At 49.1% G+C, this 15,779-nt stretch carries 16 protein-coding genes; 8 read left to right on the forward strand and 8 right to left on the reverse strand.

What is annotated here, in order from left to right; all coding sequences use genetic code 11:
* Positions 1-119: 119 nt before the first annotated feature.
* From CWC22_RS15640 to CWC22_RS15650, 3 genes are all read left to right on the forward strand, one after another.
* Complete coding sequence (locus tag CWC22_RS15640) at positions 120-1,997, forward strand: hypothetical protein (RefSeq protein WP_138538557.1); 1,878 nt, start codon at positions 120-122, stop codon at positions 1,995-1,997.
* On the forward strand, positions 1,994-3,691 hold the full coding sequence (locus CWC22_RS15645) for a HEAT repeat domain-containing protein (protein ID WP_138538556.1): 1,698 nt from the start codon (positions 1,994-1,996) through the stop codon (positions 3,689-3,691). The genes CWC22_RS15640 and CWC22_RS15645 overlap by 4 nt, the downstream gene beginning before the upstream one ends.
* Before the next feature lie 242 nt (positions 3,692-3,933).
* Entirely contained in the window at positions 3,934-4,320 is a 387-nt protein-coding gene (locus CWC22_RS15650; RefSeq protein ID WP_125562924.1) for a winged helix-turn-helix transcriptional regulator, read from the forward strand.
* Positions 4,321-4,323: 3 nt separating this feature from the next.
* On the opposite strand, the gene CWC22_RS15655 is transcribed toward CWC22_RS15650, so the two are convergent.
* From CWC22_RS15655 to CWC22_RS15665, 3 genes are read right to left on the reverse strand one after another with little or no spacing between them, the layout of a single operon-like run.
* Entirely contained in the window at positions 4,324-4,527 is a 204-nt protein-coding gene (locus tag CWC22_RS15655; protein ID WP_049865476.1) for a tautomerase family protein, read from the reverse strand.
* Positions 4,528-4,529: 2 nt separating this feature from the next.
* A complete protein-coding gene (locus CWC22_RS15660; protein WP_138538555.1) occupies positions 4,530-4,913 on the reverse strand; it encodes a nuclear transport factor 2 family protein in 384 nt (127 codons plus the stop codon).
* Positions 4,913-5,521 carry a glutathione S-transferase family protein gene (locus CWC22_RS15665; RefSeq protein WP_138538554.1) on the reverse strand — a complete coding sequence of 203 codons (609 nt, stop codon included), beginning with the start codon at positions 5,519-5,521 and terminating at the stop codon, positions 4,913-4,915. Before CWC22_RS15665 ends, CWC22_RS15660 begins: the two co-directional genes overlap by 1 nt.
* Positions 5,522-5,709: 188 nt before the next feature.
* On the opposite strand from CWC22_RS15665, the gene CWC22_RS15670 reads away from it, so the two are divergent.
* Entirely contained in the window at positions 5,710-6,609 is a 900-nt protein-coding gene (locus CWC22_RS15670) for a LysR family transcriptional regulator (RefSeq protein ID WP_138538553.1), read from the forward strand.
* Positions 6,610-6,630: 21 nt separating this feature from the next.
* Here the strand turns inward: CWC22_RS15670 and CWC22_RS15675 are convergent, their stop codons facing one another.
* Together CWC22_RS15675 and CWC22_RS15680 are read right to left on the reverse strand one after the other, a co-directional pair.
* The gene (locus CWC22_RS15675; RefSeq protein ID WP_125562932.1) at positions 6,631-7,341 is read right to left on the reverse strand and encodes a nitrilase-related carbon-nitrogen hydrolase; all 711 of its coding nucleotides are present in this window, start codon (positions 7,339-7,341) and stop codon (positions 6,631-6,633) included.
* Positions 7,342-7,357: 16 nt separating this feature from the next.
* Positions 7,358-7,945, reverse strand: a complete 588-nt coding sequence (locus CWC22_RS15680) for an alpha-ketoglutarate-dependent dioxygenase AlkB (protein ID WP_125562934.1) — start codon at positions 7,943-7,945, stop codon at positions 7,358-7,360.
* Positions 7,946-8,096: 151 nt separating this feature from the next.
* On the opposite strand from CWC22_RS15680, the gene rluA reads away from it, so the two are divergent.
* Positions 8,097-8,750, forward strand: a complete 654-nt coding sequence (gene rluA / locus CWC22_RS15685) for a bifunctional tRNA pseudouridine(32) synthase/23S rRNA pseudouridine(746) synthase RluA (protein ID WP_171045077.1) — start codon at positions 8,097-8,099, stop codon at positions 8,748-8,750.
* On the opposite strand, the gene CWC22_RS15690 is transcribed toward rluA, so the two are convergent.
* Positions 8,728-10,050, reverse strand: coding sequence for a M20 metallopeptidase family protein (locus CWC22_RS15690; protein ID WP_138538633.1), 1,323 nt, complete (start codon positions 10,048-10,050; stop codon positions 8,728-8,730). The genes rluA and CWC22_RS15690 overlap by 23 nt on opposite strands.
* 173 nt (positions 10,051-10,223) lie before the next feature.
* Here CWC22_RS15690 and CWC22_RS15695 point away from each other — a divergent pair, with 173 nt between their 5' ends.
* Positions 10,224-11,426, forward strand: a complete 1,203-nt coding sequence (locus CWC22_RS15695) for an HD-GYP domain-containing protein (RefSeq protein ID WP_138538551.1) — start codon at positions 10,224-10,226, stop codon at positions 11,424-11,426.
* Between the two features lie 7 nt (positions 11,427-11,433).
* Here the strand turns inward: CWC22_RS15695 and CWC22_RS15700 are convergent, their stop codons facing one another.
* Positions 11,434-12,543 (reverse strand): general secretion pathway protein GspB, encoded by a 1,110-nt coding sequence (locus CWC22_RS15700; protein WP_138538550.1) that lies wholly within the window; start codon positions 12,541-12,543, stop codon positions 11,434-11,436.
* A 9-nt stretch (positions 12,544-12,552) separates the two neighbouring features.
* Positions 12,553-13,467 carry an ExeA family protein gene (locus tag CWC22_RS15705; RefSeq protein ID WP_010384127.1) on the reverse strand — a complete coding sequence of 305 codons (915 nt, stop codon included), beginning with the start codon at positions 13,465-13,467 and terminating at the stop codon, positions 12,553-12,555.
* A gap of 92 nt (positions 13,468-13,559) precedes the next feature.
* On the opposite strand from CWC22_RS15705, the gene CWC22_RS15710 reads away from it, so the two are divergent.
* Together CWC22_RS15710 and CWC22_RS15715 are read left to right on the forward strand one after the other, a co-directional pair.
* Positions 13,560-14,663 carry a tRNA nucleotidyltransferase gene (locus CWC22_RS15710; RefSeq protein ID WP_138538549.1) on the forward strand — a complete coding sequence of 368 codons (1,104 nt, stop codon included), beginning with the start codon at positions 13,560-13,562 and terminating at the stop codon, positions 14,661-14,663.
* A 232-nt stretch (positions 14,664-14,895) separates the two neighbouring features.
* Positions 14,896-15,462, forward strand: a complete 567-nt coding sequence (locus tag CWC22_RS15715) for a hypothetical protein (RefSeq protein WP_138538548.1) — start codon at positions 14,896-14,898, stop codon at positions 15,460-15,462.
* Positions 15,463-15,779: the final 317 nt, after the last annotated feature.

Genomic DNA, 15,779 nt, shown 5'->3' on the forward strand with positions numbered 1-15,779 from the left:
TTAACTAAACACCCTCATACTTCTCGATGATCCAAATAGCATAACCCCGTCCAAACTCATTATTCCTCCACATTTTTGCGATATACTAAACACTGGGTAAGATTAGATTAGGAAACACAATGCGCCATTTAACACGTGCCATTTTAGCGAGCGCTATGCTCACCACACTAGCGGGGTGTGATCTTGGGGGTGACGATAAACTCCCTATCGTAATCCCGGTTGAACAGAGCAAAAGCAATATTGCCATCACCAAAATATCCACAGGTCCACTAGAAACGCTGGAACCCAATACTGCTGTGCGAGTCTTCTATGATGTAGACATCAGCGGCTTTAAGGATATCGACGTTGACGTGCACTTTTACCTGGTGCATGCAACAGAATTAGACACGTCTGATGGCGAAGAAGCTGAAATCGAAGAAGTCCATAAAGTTGGCGCATTGGAGTTAACTCAGGTCACTGAAGGCAGTCACAGTTTTGAAACGGAAATCACCATTCCGGATACCCTGCTGGGTGGCCATTATCACTTAATCGCACAAATTGACCCACATGATGATCATGCGGAAGACATCGAAGAAGACAACCATCCATCAGTTGATCACGAACCTTTCTCTGATGGCGAGTTCCCATTCGCTGATCTACAGGTACGGGTACCAGAAAGCCATGACTACAAGCTGCTAAACGCGGAATTTGGTCAGCAAGCATTGATCCTCGATGTACCAAATAATGCCGATGGTACCAGCGAGCATCATTCTGATCTGGTCGGTTACCTGACTGCAGATTACGAAGGGGGCAATCTGGGCAGCACAGCTATCACAGCAGAAGTTTTGGTAGAGGGTAACTGGCAACCGACCCACTTCTGGAATACCGAAAACGCCGCTTATGAGGCGCAACTAACGCATAATTTTACTGCGGGCTTGCACGATGAGCACATTGGTTTTGATATTGCACTAGATGACGCGCTGCTCACTCAGATTTACCAGGGCTACGACGCCACCCAGGAGCAGTCTTTACAGATCCGCTTCACTTTAACGGACTTGGCTCAGGGTGCCGAAACCATCACAGACAACAATGTGATCGAAACTGAGATCCCGCTGTACTTCTTCACCGGTGACGACACGGACACCGAGCAGAGTCTGGCAAAGCGTGATGCGCAATACGCAGTGGGACTGGCTAATATTAAGCTGGAGAAAGAGTTTGATAAGTCTTATGGCAACAAGTCTAAGTTCAGTGTCGGTGTTGATTTAAGCGGCCAGCTGTTTATTGTGCCAACCGGCGACCCGGGCGGCCGGATCACAGGTGAAGGCGTCGTAGAAGCATATTTCTTTAATGCGCAAAACACCTTATTCAGCATTTCATATGACGGTAGTGCCTATATCAGTGGACAGAACACGGGCTATGCATCTGAAATGATTATCTTCAATAATGTTGCGTTTGAAGATGAGAAATACACCACGAAATACGAAAAATCCTGGGAAAAGTCCTGGGAAGAAGAAAAAGTCCTCGCACAGGCGCGCTTTACCATAGGTCCAGTGCCTATGAGTGTTGAAGCCGGTGTGACCGGCAGCCTGGGCTTTGAACTGACAGTTGGTTATAACGCAGAGCTGTATGCCGAAGGTGACTTGTTTCATGTTGACTTTAATGCCTTTGGTCGTGGTGGTGTAAATCTGGGCTTAGTCTCTGCTGGTATCCAGGCGATTTTAATCTTAATCGACAATACCTTTGCCATGGAGTCCAATGCAGGTTTTGCCCTAGTCTCTAACGGTAACAAAGCACCACATATTTATTATGGCCTTGAGCTGAAGAACGACCTGGATGTGATTTCAGGTAAATTTGGTTTATACGCCGAAACCATTGGCGTGAAATGGTGTAAGAAATGGGGGATCCCTTATCCGTGTGGTAAGAAAACCCACCGCTACGACCTGTGGCTATATCAAACACCAAGTGTGTATAACAAATCCTGGACTTTGTACTCCAAAGAGGACGAAATCGAACTATGACCCCGTGTCGATTGACTCTGCTTGCAGCGCCCTGGGTGGCGCTGACAAGCGCTCAGGTAATGGCTGGCACACTGTGCCAGCCGCAATACCAGTTTGACATCAAAAGCCAAACCTCTTTTGACTATGTTAAGCTGCAAAGTGCTCCACAAACTTCTATGGTGCATTTACGCGGTAAACTGTCGCTTAAACCGGCGCAAAAAGGTGATGAACGAAACTGGTGGGCGATTAAAGCCGATCAGGTCGCTGCGGTTCAGGGCAAAGAACGTATGCCTTTGCCCAGTTATGAACACCCGTTTGCCTTTAAACTCACAGACAACGGTCTGATCAGTGACTTTCACTTTGCGGGTGAGCTCGACCAGCAGACTCAGGACAAGCTGAAGGGATTAGCTTATTATCTTCAATATCAAAGAGATATTAGTGAGGTAAGTAAAGAGCCCGACACTCTGGGCCAGTATCAACCCGCTTACCAGCAAGTCGATAAGCAGTTAAAAATGGTCAAACGACATTACAGCGACTTCGATAGCACTCAGCTGACGACCTTTAACCGTATCGACGTACTCGATTCTGCACACCTGATCACCCCAGATAGCTGCTTTTTGGTGCACCGCGAAGGTCAGGAGGCGCTGGCTCTGACAGGCACCGATCTGCGATTTGGCTCGCAACAAAGTTATACCCTGACACAGCTTAGCCAGCCTTATAACAGTGCCTTGTACGAGTTGGGTACCGACCTGACGACCTGGCAACCTACCCCAGCCGAACTTAGCGAAGCCGAAAAGGCACGTCTCGCAGCTGAACTACAACAGCTGATCACCGGTCAGGATATCACGCAAATAGACGCACATACGCTGTCAATCTTGCTGAAAAAGTACGACGCTGTCATAGGCACTTTGTCCCCGTTGATGCTTTCAGGCACACTCAGCGACAAAGCTCAGATGCGCCTGTTCAATGCATTAGGACAGCTAGATTCTGCCTCCAGCCAGCAGTTACTCAGCCAGCTGTTACAGGCTGAGAAACAACCTCTTACTCAGTTTCGTGCATTGCGCGCACTGACCCAAGGTCATGCACCATTGTCACAACAAGCCACAGACATGCTACTGGAAATGCTGACAAATGGATTCAGTACCTTAGATGCCGAAGTCGAGTCCAGTTTCTATATGACATTAGGTACCTTACTCAACAACCGCAGTGCATCAGATACCGCTATGCAGCTAAGTCAGGCAATCACTGAACAAATCACGCTGGGTGACAACGAGGGTAAAACTGCCAACCTCATCACCGCTTTAGGGAACAGCCGTGATCCCCAGCATGAATCGCTGCTCAATGCGCATCTGTCTGACAGCAGTGCCCGTATTGAGAAAGCCTCTATCCGTGCGCTGGGCATGATGCAAACCGACACGGCTTATCAAAATCTGGAACAACACTTTTTTAATGCCCCAGCGCGCAACAAGAAAGCGCTGATCAGTGCACTAGGGAATTACCAGATGAGTGCTAAAACCAGTGACACCGTACTTAATATGGCGGTGAATGATCAGGATGATGCGATTCGTCTGGCCGCTATCAAAGCATTAGCGACTCAACAGCAAAAAGACGGCATCAAACCCGTGTTGCGTCAGGCGTTGAAAAACGAAACCTCGCGACGCAACTTTAAAGCCATCATTAAGTTGTTACACAGTGAAGAACACAAGGCGCAATAGCGCCTTTTGTTCACTGCTCCAGCCAAGCCACGATACGATACCATACCGCACTTCCCTGCCGTACAAGTTTTCTGACCTTTCACTTCCCAAAGCTGCCCTTTTAATAATCCGACATATACAAGCATAGTAAGCACTTTCACAACCCGAGTTACTTATGTATACTAAAGCGCATTAATGAATATAATAGGCATTATCTTACGCTTCGATGTATGAGCCATTTTTTAACGAAAGGAAACCACATTATGACCAACACAAGCGCCCCTGCTCGCCGGGTATTTGAACAGAACGAGCGGTGCCCAATCCGCAATGTGGTAGCACAAATAGGCGATAAGTGGTCAATTTTAATCCTGTTTGCTTTGGTTGATGGGCCTGACCGGTTCAATGCCTTAAAATCAAGAATTAAGGGCATATCACAGCGCATGCTGACACAGACCTTGCGTGATATGGAACGCGATGGCTATGTCAAACGCACCGTTTATGCAGAAGTACCGGTTAAGGTTGAGTATGAACTCACCGAGCTGGGACGAGGGCTGGCAAAGTCGGCCTGGCAACTGGTGTCGTGGGCCGACGATCACTTTGATGAAATCACCGCAGCCCGTGCCCGTTACGATGAAGCCAGTCAATCATGAGCGTTAAGTCTGTCGCTGCCTGATCGCGGTAACCTGTTCAAAGCCAATGCCCCAGTTATCAGTCGAGACTTCATCAATGACCACAAAGGTGGTCTCCGGGCTTTTCCCTAATACATCGACCATCAACTGGGTCGTGCCTTTGATCAGTGACTGCTTCTGTGCGTTTGTCACCCCTTCATCGGTGACGCGAATATGAATATAAGGCATAGCTACTCCTGGTGAGTGTGTGGTAAATCCGCATACATTTTGTTGACTATCCGCCACCGGCCCTGTTCTTTCAGCAAGCCCAGAAAGTCAACGTAAGTATGTTCAAACAACGGGCATAACACCTTGACCATGGCCTGTTGTCCAAGCAAGTCTACCGCCAGCACCTGATAGGCAAATTCATCGCCTTTGTCTGCTGGTGAGGTGCGATGGCTGACCAGCTCTAGCCACTCATCCAGACTGCGCCTCAAACCCGGCGCTTTGAGCCAGCAGTCAGGATGAAACAACGGCCACAATGCCTCACGATTACCTTCATGTAACCCCTTGAAATAACATTGTACTATGGCCAGGACCTGACTCAGATCCGCTTTCATTTCAGCGTGCTCCATTATGCCCCCTGCGCCTGTTCAGCTTGCAACGCCGCAACAAAGCTTGGCATGCTGGTTACTGCTTCAATCATCTGTGCAGTGCGCGGAGGGAGTGTGATTTCGACCTCAAATGCGGCCCCCCAGCGCGAGTAAACTGCCAGCAAAATATCGGCGACTGACGCATGCTGCCCCCCTAAAAATGGCTGAGATTGCAACTGAGATTCGACCTGTAGCCATAGCTGATTGATCCCCTTTGCTGCTGCTTCAAACAGCTGCTGGCGCACAGCGCCCTGCTCCATGACACGCGCGATAAAAAACAACCTGGAATAGGCCGGATGCATAGTGGCATTGGCAAACAACAATTGCTCAATCGCTCGGCGGCGAGCAGGCCCCGGCTTAGTGGGCAGCAACTGGCTGGGATGCTTGCGGGTGAGATGTAGCATAATCGCAGCCCCTTCAACCAGTTTTTCGTCTCCATCTATGAGTACCGGGACCTGTTGGGCAGGATTCACGGTTGAAAAATCGCTGAGGGTATCAGCGCGGATAAGCATCACATCCTGCTCCAGCTCACGTAATATGGTGTTCACAGCGAGTGAACAGGCTTCCTGAATGTAGTAAAGAGTGTACATAATCATTGTCCTTCTGGTCAGATAATACGGACGAATTTGACGCACTTCGTCTGTGGTTATTTTCAACACCTCTAGTCTATGACTTGCGCTTTGTTTGATATATAACCACAAAAGAAACCAAGTGTTCACACACAGGAAACAGTGTATGGTTGACTCACTAAGTTCCACGATAGGTAAGGACAATTAAAATGAACAAGCTACGTGCCATTGAGCTCTTCGTGAAACTGGCGGAGGTGGGCAGCTTTACCCAGGTTGCAGAACAATTCAGCACATCAAAATCAATGGTCAGCAAAGAAATAAGCCGTCTTGAGGATCAACTGGGCGCACGTTTGTTGCATCGCACCACCCGCAATATCCAGTTGACCCAGGTCGGTGAGGGTTATTTGCAACGTGCCAGGGATATCCTCAGTAAACTGGAGGAGGCAGACACCTTTGTTCAGTCGACACAGCAGGCTCCCAGAGGGAAGCTTAAAATAAATTTACCTATGGTTCTGGGGATCACCGATCTTGGGAAAATGTTTGCGGACTTTATGCAGGCTTATCCGAGTATTGAACTCGACATTCATCTTGGTGATGAGGATATTGACCTGGTTGAGCAAGGGTTTGACCTTGGTCTGCGTGCCACCAGCCGACCCATTGACAGTCATTATATTGGCCGTGAAATCACCCGGTTTGACTACCACATTTGCGCCAGTCCGCAATATCTGGCGACCCACCCAGACATTACACATCCTCGCGATTTGACGGAGCATAACTGCTTTGAATACCGATATTTTAAAGGAAAAAATATCTGGCCGCTGGCTGAAGGCGTCAAAATTACTGGCACATTAAAAGCGAACAATGTTCTGTTTATGCTGGAAGCCATTAAAGCTGGCCTGGGGATAGGTATATTGCCGGAGTTTGCCTGTCGGCATGCCATTGATGCCAAAGAAGTGGTGAGTATTCTGCCGGATAGTAACAAACCGCAACTCACCCTGCTCGCCCTCTACCCAGCCCGTCACCACGTACCAGCCAGCGTGTTGCAATGCATCCAGTTTTTACAGCACTGGTTTACACACCAGTATCCAAACAACCAGCGCATCATTTGAGCGCAGCACCACTCACCAGGATCACACCGGGATATCGATTATCCGCAATTGTTGAGACTCGTCTCCCTGCGCCAGTACAGCCCCTTGCGGGTCAACAATAAGGCTGTTGCCAATGAAACGGACACCCGTACTACAGTCATGGTCCATACCCAGACGATTGGCGGCTATCACATAGACACCATAGTCTTTGGCCGCCTTTTGGATAACTTCCAGGCTGTCCTCCCCGCAAAAGTTAGATGGATTAAGAATAATCTGCACGCCTTGTTGTTTAAGCGCCTCCAGCCCATCTTCAAACCAGATGTCGTAACACAATAAGACGCCGATTTTGACCCCCTGAACTTCATACACGCAGAAATCCTTACCTGGCACAAATCGTAACTGATCCGTTGACGCTAGATGCACTTTGCGGTGAATGCCAAGTAAACCGTCTGGACCTGTTAGCAGTGTACTATTGTAGAGCTGCCCCTCATGGCATTCAGCCAGGCCAGCAACAATGCAGGCCGACTTTTCCTGAGCCAGAGTTTGCAACAACAACGAAGATACCCCCTGATACAAATCTTCTGCCAGCTCACTCACTTGCTGACGATCGAAGAATATACTCCCCGTGGTGCACAATTCAGGGAGCAACAAGAGATCAAACTCATGAGACATCATCAGCGCTTGCTTGATGGCATCGCGGTTTTGCTCAGGCTCAGCAAACGCCACGTCAAACTGAAAGAAACCCACTTTCATCACACTTCCTTACTTATCAGATCTGGTCAAATTGGCGAAACGTTAGATTAAAACGGGGACCAGCCCCTTCTGGTGCCCGAGGTACCGCATGTTGATAGCGTGACTGAAAGCCCTCCCCCATAATAAATAAGGAGCCATTTTCCAGCTCAACCGAGTGCACCTCCTGATGATCTTGTGTATTACGTATCAGGAAGGTGCGTTTTGCACCTATGCTCAAAGAGGGAATAACATTCGTGGACCCAAACGCTGGCAAATCACAGTGAAAATCCATGCACTCTTCTCCGTCTGGATAATACAGGCATACACATACAGGAAAAACCAGCCCGGTCAGCTCTGTCAGGCGCTGATGGATCTGCTCAATTAAAGGAAACCAGGGTTGTTGCCTGCCATGGAAAAGTCCAAACTGACCCGAATGCGCAAGTGTCGGCTCCAGCAAGTTTACTTTCCAGGGCAAAATTTCCGCTTCTGATCCATCCCCCATGGTAATGGTTTCAGGCTGTGACAGGTCAAAGTGGTCTGTCAGCCACTGAAACAAAGCCTGACTTTGCGCGTCAGTTAAAAAATCGGGGTCGTAACTCGAGTCGCATTGTAATGACAGCGTCATGGCACATTCCTTTTGGTATTTCTGCGTTTGACTTTTACTGATCCTGCCTGTGCTGTCAATAACAGAGGGTTACATCTTTTGTAATTGGCCTTTTGCAGTTGCGCTAGGTAGAATGTCGGCCCTTGAAATAAATGCCAGTCGCAGGTTAGCCGTGTTAGTGAATTACGCTCCCCCTACCAACCCTTATCTTGACATTCTGTATCAGGACGAGCATATGCTGGTATTGAATAAGCCCAGTGGCCTGTTGAGCGTACCGGGGAAAGATCCGAAACACTGGGACAGCGTGATCAGCCGGGTTAACCTCGTCTACCTCAATGCGAAAATTGTGCATCGTTTGGATATGGCAACATCCGGAGTACTGTGCCTGGCGATGAACAAAGCCGCGCATCGCTTTCTCAGTATTCAGTTTCAAGACCGACTCACTGCCAAACGCTATATTGCGAGGGTGCATGGTCACCTGCAACAAGCCAATGGCTCAGTGGATCTGCCGCTGATCTGTGATTGGCCGAACCGCCCTAAACAAATGGTCTGTCATGAGACAGGCAAGCCCTCCTTGACACATTTTGAAGTGTTGTCACAAGAAACGCACGCCACCCGGGTTAAGCTAACGCCTATCACCGGGCGTTCGCATCAGTTGCGTGTTCATATGCTTTCGCTGGGCCACCCAATTTTAGGCGATCGCCTCTACGCTCAGGGCGAGGCACTTGCTGCGGCATCACGACTTCAGCTTCACGCCGAGATGCTACAGATACGTCACCCCGACAGTGAAGACATGATGACCTTTATTGCCCCGGTGCCGTTTTAAACAAATCCAGCGCGCTGGCCGTCATGGCGCGCACGCCAGTTTGAATGGTCAAAGGGTAGTCCGGCGCAAACTTGCTGGAATGCAGAGACGGCAAAGACTCTCCTGAGAATTGGGCCTGCCGGTATGCTTCAGGCTCCACACCACCCAACCAGAATATGGTTGCCGGGATGTTTTCCGGTGTACGACCGTACAGACCAAAATCTTCTCCTGCCATCACAGGTTCTGCTTTAACGACATGCGCATCGCCCAGCTCCGAACGAATACTTTGCTCCACTCGTACCGCCAGTTCAGGCGTGTTATACGTCGACGGAATACTCTCTTCTTCGTGCACATACACGACAGGCGCAAGCTCCGGTGGCAGGCCGGCACTTTGCGCAATGCCTTTCGTTATGCGTTCCAGCGCTGCAATTTGTTGCTCGCGTACCGCCGGATCATAAGAGCGTAAGGTCAGTTGAAGCTTCACTTCGTTAGAGATGATGTTGTGTTTAGAGCCCCCATGGATCGAGCCCACCGTAATCACCGAAGGCTTTAAGGGTGATATCTCCCGACTGGTAATAGTTTGCGCAGCCAGCACAATGCGTGACGCCAGTACCACAGGGTCAATCGTGGTGTGTGGATAGGCACCGTGCCCGCCTTTACCACGCACAGTAATGTCTACCGAGTCGACATTGGCCAGTGCATAGCCTGGCGCTATGGCCACCTGACCTGCTGGCAGCGAGGCACTGACATGCAGGCCAAGTACATGATCGGGCTTAGCAAAACGGCTAAACAAACCTTCTTTAAGCATGGCTTTTGCACCAGCCCCGACTTCTTCTGCCGGTTGTGCTACCATCATCAAGGTCCCCTGCCATTGATCACGGTTATTAGCCAGTTGCTGCGCGGTACCGATAAAGCTAGTCATGTGAATATCATGACCACACCCATGCATCACACCCACCTCATTATTGCTGGCATCTTTCACTCTGACTTTAGAAGCGTAAGACTTGCCGGTTTGCTCTACGATGGGCAAGCCATCGGTGTCCGCACGGATCATCACAGTCGGCCCTTCGCCATTGCGTAGTAGTGCCACAACGCCGTGTCCGCCAATGTTTTCAGTCACCTCAAACCCCAGCTGCCTGAGCTCTTTGGCAAGACGCTTAGCGGTTTGCTCTTCCTGATACGACAACTCAGGGTTCTGATGCAGGTGCAAATACAGCGCTTCAAGCTCAGGCAACGCCCGGGCGACTTCAGTGTTCAGTTGATAAGCCACTGCGCTGTGACTTACCAGCGCCAGCGACAATGCAGATAGTAGTGTTTTCATCATTGTTATTCTTACTGTTTTTTTGGATTTATCAGCTTGCGAATAAATCGCATGAATTGCAACCACTTTGCGTTTTCAGACTCAGTGTGATGTTAATAAACTACCCGATCCGGCCTTTATTTATGCCTAACCTTTGCTAAGCTTAAAGTCTGAACAATCATCTCAACTTGGCCGTGAAAACGATTACTATCAACGACTTAAAACCAGGCATGTTTGTTGTTGGTGTCACCCAGCAAGCGGGCAATGTGCGGGTCAAAAGCCAGGGCTGGGTACGCACCAAAGGTGCCATTGGTGCACTGCAAAAAGCCGGCGTGCTGGAAGTGGAAATCGACCCAGACAAAACCCTGCAAACCAAGCAGCAAAAGCAAGTGCAGTCGGATGAAAGCCCTCATGAGGCTGATGTCACTGTACATGATCCGTGGCACAAAACCACCAGTGTCGAAGCCGAGCTGGATCTGGCCACCACTTTGTACGAAGAAGCCAAAGGGTTGCAGGAAAAAGCCTTTGCGGATGTCAAAGCGGGAAAAGCCATCGCCGTTGACGAGTTTAAACAAACCGCATCTGGATTTATTGATTCCATATTTCGTAATCAGGATGCTCTGGCCTGTATTGCCCGGATCCGCGAAAAAGACAGCTACTTACTGGAACATTCACTGAACGTATCCATTTTAATGAGTATTTTTGCCAAGCACCTTGGCCTTGAGCGTGACATCATAGAGCAGCTGGCCACCGGTGCCTTATTACATGATATTGGCAAAATTAAAATTTCCAGTCAGATCCTCAACAAACCCGGAAAACTCAGTGATGATGAGTACCGCTTAATGATGGAGCATGCCAAATACAGTTATGAGATAGTCGGGGAGAGTGGCTTAGGTCAGATAGCGACTGAAATTGCTGGCTTTCATCATGAGCGCCTGGACGGCAGTGGCTACCCCTATGGTAAAAAGGCCGATGCGCTTTCTCAGTATGTTCGCATGGCTGCCATTGTTGACGTATACGATGCCTTAACCGCGGAGCGTGTGTATAAGGTAGGCCTGACACCAATCCGTGCCTTTCGTATTTTAAAAGAGGGCACACCCGAGCATTATGACGCCGATCTGTTGGCGCACTTCATCAATTGTATCGGCGTATACCCAGTCGGTACCCTGGTGAAGCTCAAAAGTGAACGCATTGGCATTGTAGCTTCAAGCAACCCGCAAGAGCCGCTCAAGCCAGTTGTGAAAGTGTTTTATCATGCCAAAAACATGCTTTATACCGAAGTAAAGGACATAGACTTGGCTGATAAGCGGGTAACTGATGAACTAGAAGCGGCGATAAAACCGGAAGAGTTCAGCATTGACCTGATCCGATTCTTTCGCCATACCATGATGCCCTGAGTGGTAACTACTCTGCCGGCCAATCCTGCATGGCCTGCAGCGTAAACTCTATACCATCAAAGTCAAACATAGCCTGCTCCGGTGTGATCTCCACCAGTTGTAGCGCGCCCATATTATCGCCTTCATATAACTCTCGGTTATTCAGCTTGATCCAGCGCTTTTCAGCGTCAGTGGCATAAATATGTGCCTGATAGCGTAACTTTGGCAAACTATTTTGTAGCTGCACAGGCAACAACTCAACTGGTGTAGCCCGTGCCGATCCTTTGGTACTGGATAACACCTCAGAAGCAATCTGTTCAGATTTCGGTGCAGTGTCTTCAACTGCCTGCTCGAATGCTTTTTTCAGTTCATCTGGCACACCAGCCAGTGCCTGAGCTTCCTGACGCTCCGCTTCTTGGCGAGCCGCGTTAGCGCGGGCTTGCTCCAGAGGCACACCAAGTACCCGGTAGCCACTCAAATCTTCTAGCGGTTGCTGTATCGGCTGCCCCTGATTGGGCGTAAACACCGCAGCACTATTGGCTTGATAAGCCTGTTGCGTCGCCGCATACTGATTCCCGACGGGCTGCTGCACAATCTGGCCATTGGCTGAAACGGGTACCAGCTGCTGTGAATAAACCGGCTGTCCCTGCGAATCAAAACCCACCTGAACAGACATCCACTGATAGTGGATCTGACGCTGTGCGCTATGCATCACAGGGTTAACAGCGCTATTAACCGGTTGGCCAATAATTTGTCCCGGCTGCACAACAACCGAATTACCAACCGGCACCTGAGTTACTGGCGCAGGTACTGTAGCGGGCACTGCTGTCTGAGTTTGAGTTTGAGTTGTTTGAGCCTGTGGGCTGCTTTGTGTGTTGGCTTGCGTATCAGCTGCCACAACGGTTCCATCATCATTTTTGTCTGCTGTACTCACCAGCTCTTCGCTTTGGGGTACGTTCTGAACCGCCTCTCCAACAAAATAACCGGCACTCAGCGAGCACACACTGATCAGCGCCCCACCCAAAGTAAGGCTCAAACGGCGATAAAAACGGACCTGTTGCTCATGACGTGATTGTTGATAATCCTGCTCAGAGTCGATTTGTTGAGATTGTTTTAATGCATTGATTAGGTACGACATATCACACCACTAAAAAATATAAGAAAGACCGATGCCACAAATAAACATGGCAGCTACCCAACCAGACACCAGCACCGGCATATTCACCGACTTCTTACTGGACTGTGGCACCAGATCCAACGGCAGGGCCTCTTTGGCAGCCTGCACTGCAATCGCTTTGGTGACCAGTTGCTGTTGTGCGGAATACGCGCCCAGCAAACAGCGGTCTGCCAGTAAGTTAATTAGCCTTGGGATCCCGGCAGTAACCTGATGCATGTAAGCAATGGCCTGAGGCTCAAACAGGCTGGTCTGACAGCCAGCCTTATTAAGGCGATGCTTCACGTAAGCAAAGACCTGAGATTCCGTCAGCGGCAATAAGTGATAGCGTGCCGTAATCCGTTGTGCCAGCTGGCGCAATTCATTACGCTTTAGCAGCTGCTGTAATTCCGGCTGGCCCACCAGCACAATCTGCAACAGTTTTTTATGGTCGGTCTCCAGATTAGTAAGTAATCGCAACTGCTCCAGCACCTCAGCGGCCAGGTGTTGCGCTTCATCAATGATCAGCATGGTGTGACCACCCTGATGATGGTTATCCAGCAACCGCGCCTTAATCACATCGGTGAGAGATTTGAGGGTGGCATTATCCGCATCATAGTCAATATTCAGCTCGTCACAGATGCTTGCCAGCAATTCCATTTCCGACAACGCCGGGTTCAGAATAAATGCCACCTGCGTGGAATCAGGCAATTGCGCCAGCATGCTGCGGGTTACGGTTGTTTTACCTGTGCCAACTTCACCGGTCAGCAACACAAAGCCTCCGGCATCACCCAGGCCATAAGTCAGATGAGCAAGCGCTTCCTTATGGCGTTCGCTTAAGAACAAAAACTCCGGGTTTGGTGCTATCGAAAACGGTTTTTCGGTCAGACCAAAATAACGTAAATACACGGCTCGTCTCTTTCTTGTTAGAATGGGGCCTATAATGGCAAAAAAACAGCACAAGTGAAAACCTTGTTTGTATTTTCAATACGGAATTTACCATGAAAATTTACCTGGTCGGCGGCGCAGTACGTGATGAACTCCTTGGACGCCCTATTCTGGAACGCGATTACGTGGTCGTTGGCAGCACACCTGAGCAAATGGAAGCACTTGGTTATCAGCAGGTTGGCAAAGACTTCCCGGTATTTTTACACCCAGAAAGTAAAGATGAACATGCACTCGCCCGGACTGAGCGCAAGCAAGGTCAGGGCTATACCGGGTTTATCTGTGATTTCGCGCCCAGCATCACACTGGAAGAAGATTTAATGCGTCGCGACCTCACTGTCAATGCCATTGCCCGAGATCAAGATGGCAGTCTGATTGACCCGTATCACGGCCAACAAGATCTCGATGCGCGGGTACTGCGCCATGTCAGTAATGCGTTTGGAGAGGATCCGTTGCGGGTCTTACGGGTTGCCCGCTTCGCCGCCCGTTACCATCATCTAGGTTTTACCATTGCCCCTGAAACACAGGCGCTGATGCAGCATATGGTGGATAATGGCGAATTGGCAACACTCACCAAAGAGCGAGTGTGGCAGGAAATTGAAAAATCACTCAAAGACGGTGCCATCGAAGTTTTTTCTGAGGTATTGGCCAGCCTGAGTGCACTTCCTTTGGTAATGCCATGGCTGAATGATTGGACAGGTGCCGACAGTCAATGCCTCAAAGCCCACATTGCTCAGCTTAATCCACAAGATAATGACTTCCTGCTGATGAGTTTTGCCTTATGGCAATGTCAGGCGCAACTGGACGGTTACAATCTGGAGCAGGACTTTAAAATCCCTAAAGCCTATTGTGAGGCTCTGCGCGACCTGCAGGCAGTATTACCTGTATTACAAGGCGCCCAGTGGCAGCCGCAGACCATTATGCAAATTTTCAGCTTACTGGACGCATCACGCCGCCCACAGCGACTAACTTTGCTCTGTAAAATTGCCAAAGCACTTAGTACTGAGCTGGCCAATCGTTGCGATATGCTAGCGCACGCCCTTTCGCTTGCTGCAAATGTAAAAGCACAAGATGTCATTGCACTAGGCTTTAAGGGGCCACAAATCAAAACCGAAATGGACAAGTTAAAATTACAGGCCATACAAGTTTTGTTTGACTGATAAAAGTAACCACTTACCATTAAGAAAAGCCAACCTACCTCTTGTACAGTCATAAGCCTCAGCGATGGCGATGACTGTACTCCAACACCCATAACATCAGTTATCAACGCGCCTGCCCGCGCAACACCAGCACGCACAATATGCGTTTCCAAAATTGATACCTTTCTATTGCAAAAAGAACAACAACTGAATAAAATTCGGCCCCTTTAAAATTACAGTAGTCCGATTTAAGATGAAAAAAGCACTTCTGCCTCTATTTGTTTCACTCACGCTTGCAGCTTGTGGCGGCGGCTCTGATTCAGACAACAAGGTAACCGATACATCGTCAAAAACGCAAACAAACACCACTACCAGTACTGGTAATACACAGACTCCTGAAAAGTCTGACGAGTTTGCACCTATCGCTGGCGTTTACGATGCCACTTACCAAGGCGATAAGGCGATTGTTGTGATCACTGCTGCTGGTGAATATCAGGTTTTTGATGATCTGAACGACAGTGTCGGCGGCAATAAAGCCTGTTATGCGGCACCGTCTGATTCCACCCCTAACAAAAAGTTCAACGGCCTGAGCTTCGAATATGATGAGAACCTGCGCCACTTTAAGCTTAAAAACGCAAACCCAAGCCTGGCGTTTGAGGTAGATGAATACAAAACGCTTCAGTACATTATATATGGTGGCAACATCACTGTTGGCAGTGGCTCACTCGTAGTCGGTTCAGCCAGTGAGAAAGTCGTTATTTCTCCTCGCAAAATGACCCTGACGGAAGCAGACATCACTGCGCAAAAATGTCAGCAATGACCTTCCCGGCTGGCACCCACAAAAGGTGCCAGCAGCCAATTTTTAGCTTAGCGGCGCGTCCCACTTAAGAATTCATGTAATGGCTAGCAGGCACCATTATCACAGTTATACATCTCAACAACTCATCCAATTACACGCATCACATTATCAATAATGACCCTGCTATCTAGCAGCCTTCACCGTCCAAGCTCAGATAAAGACTCATAAGCAATTGATATATATAATTTTAAAATAAAAGAGCCTAAATTCAGCCTAACATCAAGGTAACGTCATGCCTTTTATCTCAGCCTGGATACAGTGTGATTTCAGCACATCTG

The sequence above is a fragment of the Pseudoalteromonas rubra genome (genome assembly GCF_005886805.2).
Lineage (GTDB): Bacteria > Pseudomonadota > Gammaproteobacteria > Enterobacterales > Alteromonadaceae > Pseudoalteromonas > Pseudoalteromonas rubra_D.

What these genes read in the sequence shown, in the direction of transcription:
- CWC22_RS15640 (WP_138538557.1), top strand. Translation starts at nt 120, where the DNA reads ATGCGCCATTTAACACGTGCCATTTTAGCGAGCGCTATGCTCACCACA.
- CWC22_RS15645 (WP_138538556.1), top strand. Translation starts at nt 1,994, where the DNA reads ATGACCCCGTGTCGATTGACTCTGCTTGCAGCGCCCTGGGTGGCGCTG.
- CWC22_RS15650 (WP_125562924.1), top strand. Translation starts at nt 3,934, where the DNA reads ATGACCAACACAAGCGCCCCTGCTCGCCGGGTATTTGAACAGAACGAG.
- CWC22_RS15655 (WP_049865476.1), bottom strand. Translation starts at nt 4,527, where the DNA reads ATGCCTTATATTCATATTCGCGTCACCGATGAAGGGGTGACAAACGCA.
- CWC22_RS15660 (WP_138538555.1), bottom strand. Translation starts at nt 4,913, where the DNA reads ATGGAGCACGCTGAAATGAAAGCGGATCTGAGTCAGGTCCTGGCCATA.
- CWC22_RS15665 (WP_138538554.1), bottom strand. Translation starts at nt 5,521, where the DNA reads ATGTACACTCTTTACTACATTCAGGAAGCCTGTTCACTCGCTGTGAAC.
- CWC22_RS15670 (WP_138538553.1), top strand. Translation starts at nt 5,710, where the DNA reads ATGAACAAGCTACGTGCCATTGAGCTCTTCGTGAAACTGGCGGAGGTG.
- CWC22_RS15675 (WP_125562932.1), bottom strand. Translation starts at nt 7,341, where the DNA reads ATGAAAGTGGGTTTCTTTCAGTTTGACGTGGCGTTTGCTGAGCCTGAG.
- CWC22_RS15680 (WP_125562934.1), bottom strand. Translation starts at nt 7,945, where the DNA reads ATGACGCTGTCATTACAATGCGACTCGAGTTACGACCCCGATTTTTTA.
- CWC22_RS15690 (WP_138538633.1), bottom strand. Translation starts at nt 10,050, where the DNA reads ATGAAAACACTACTATCTGCATTGTCGCTGGCGCTGGTAAGTCACAGC.
- CWC22_RS15700 (WP_138538550.1), bottom strand. Translation starts at nt 12,543, where the DNA reads ATGTCGTACCTAATCAATGCATTAAAACAATCTCAACAAATCGACTCT.
- CWC22_RS15710 (WP_138538549.1), top strand. Translation starts at nt 13,560, where the DNA reads ATGAAAATTTACCTGGTCGGCGGCGCAGTACGTGATGAACTCCTTGGA.
- CWC22_RS15715 (WP_138538548.1), top strand. Translation starts at nt 14,896, where the DNA reads ATGAAAAAAGCACTTCTGCCTCTATTTGTTTCACTCACGCTTGCAGCT.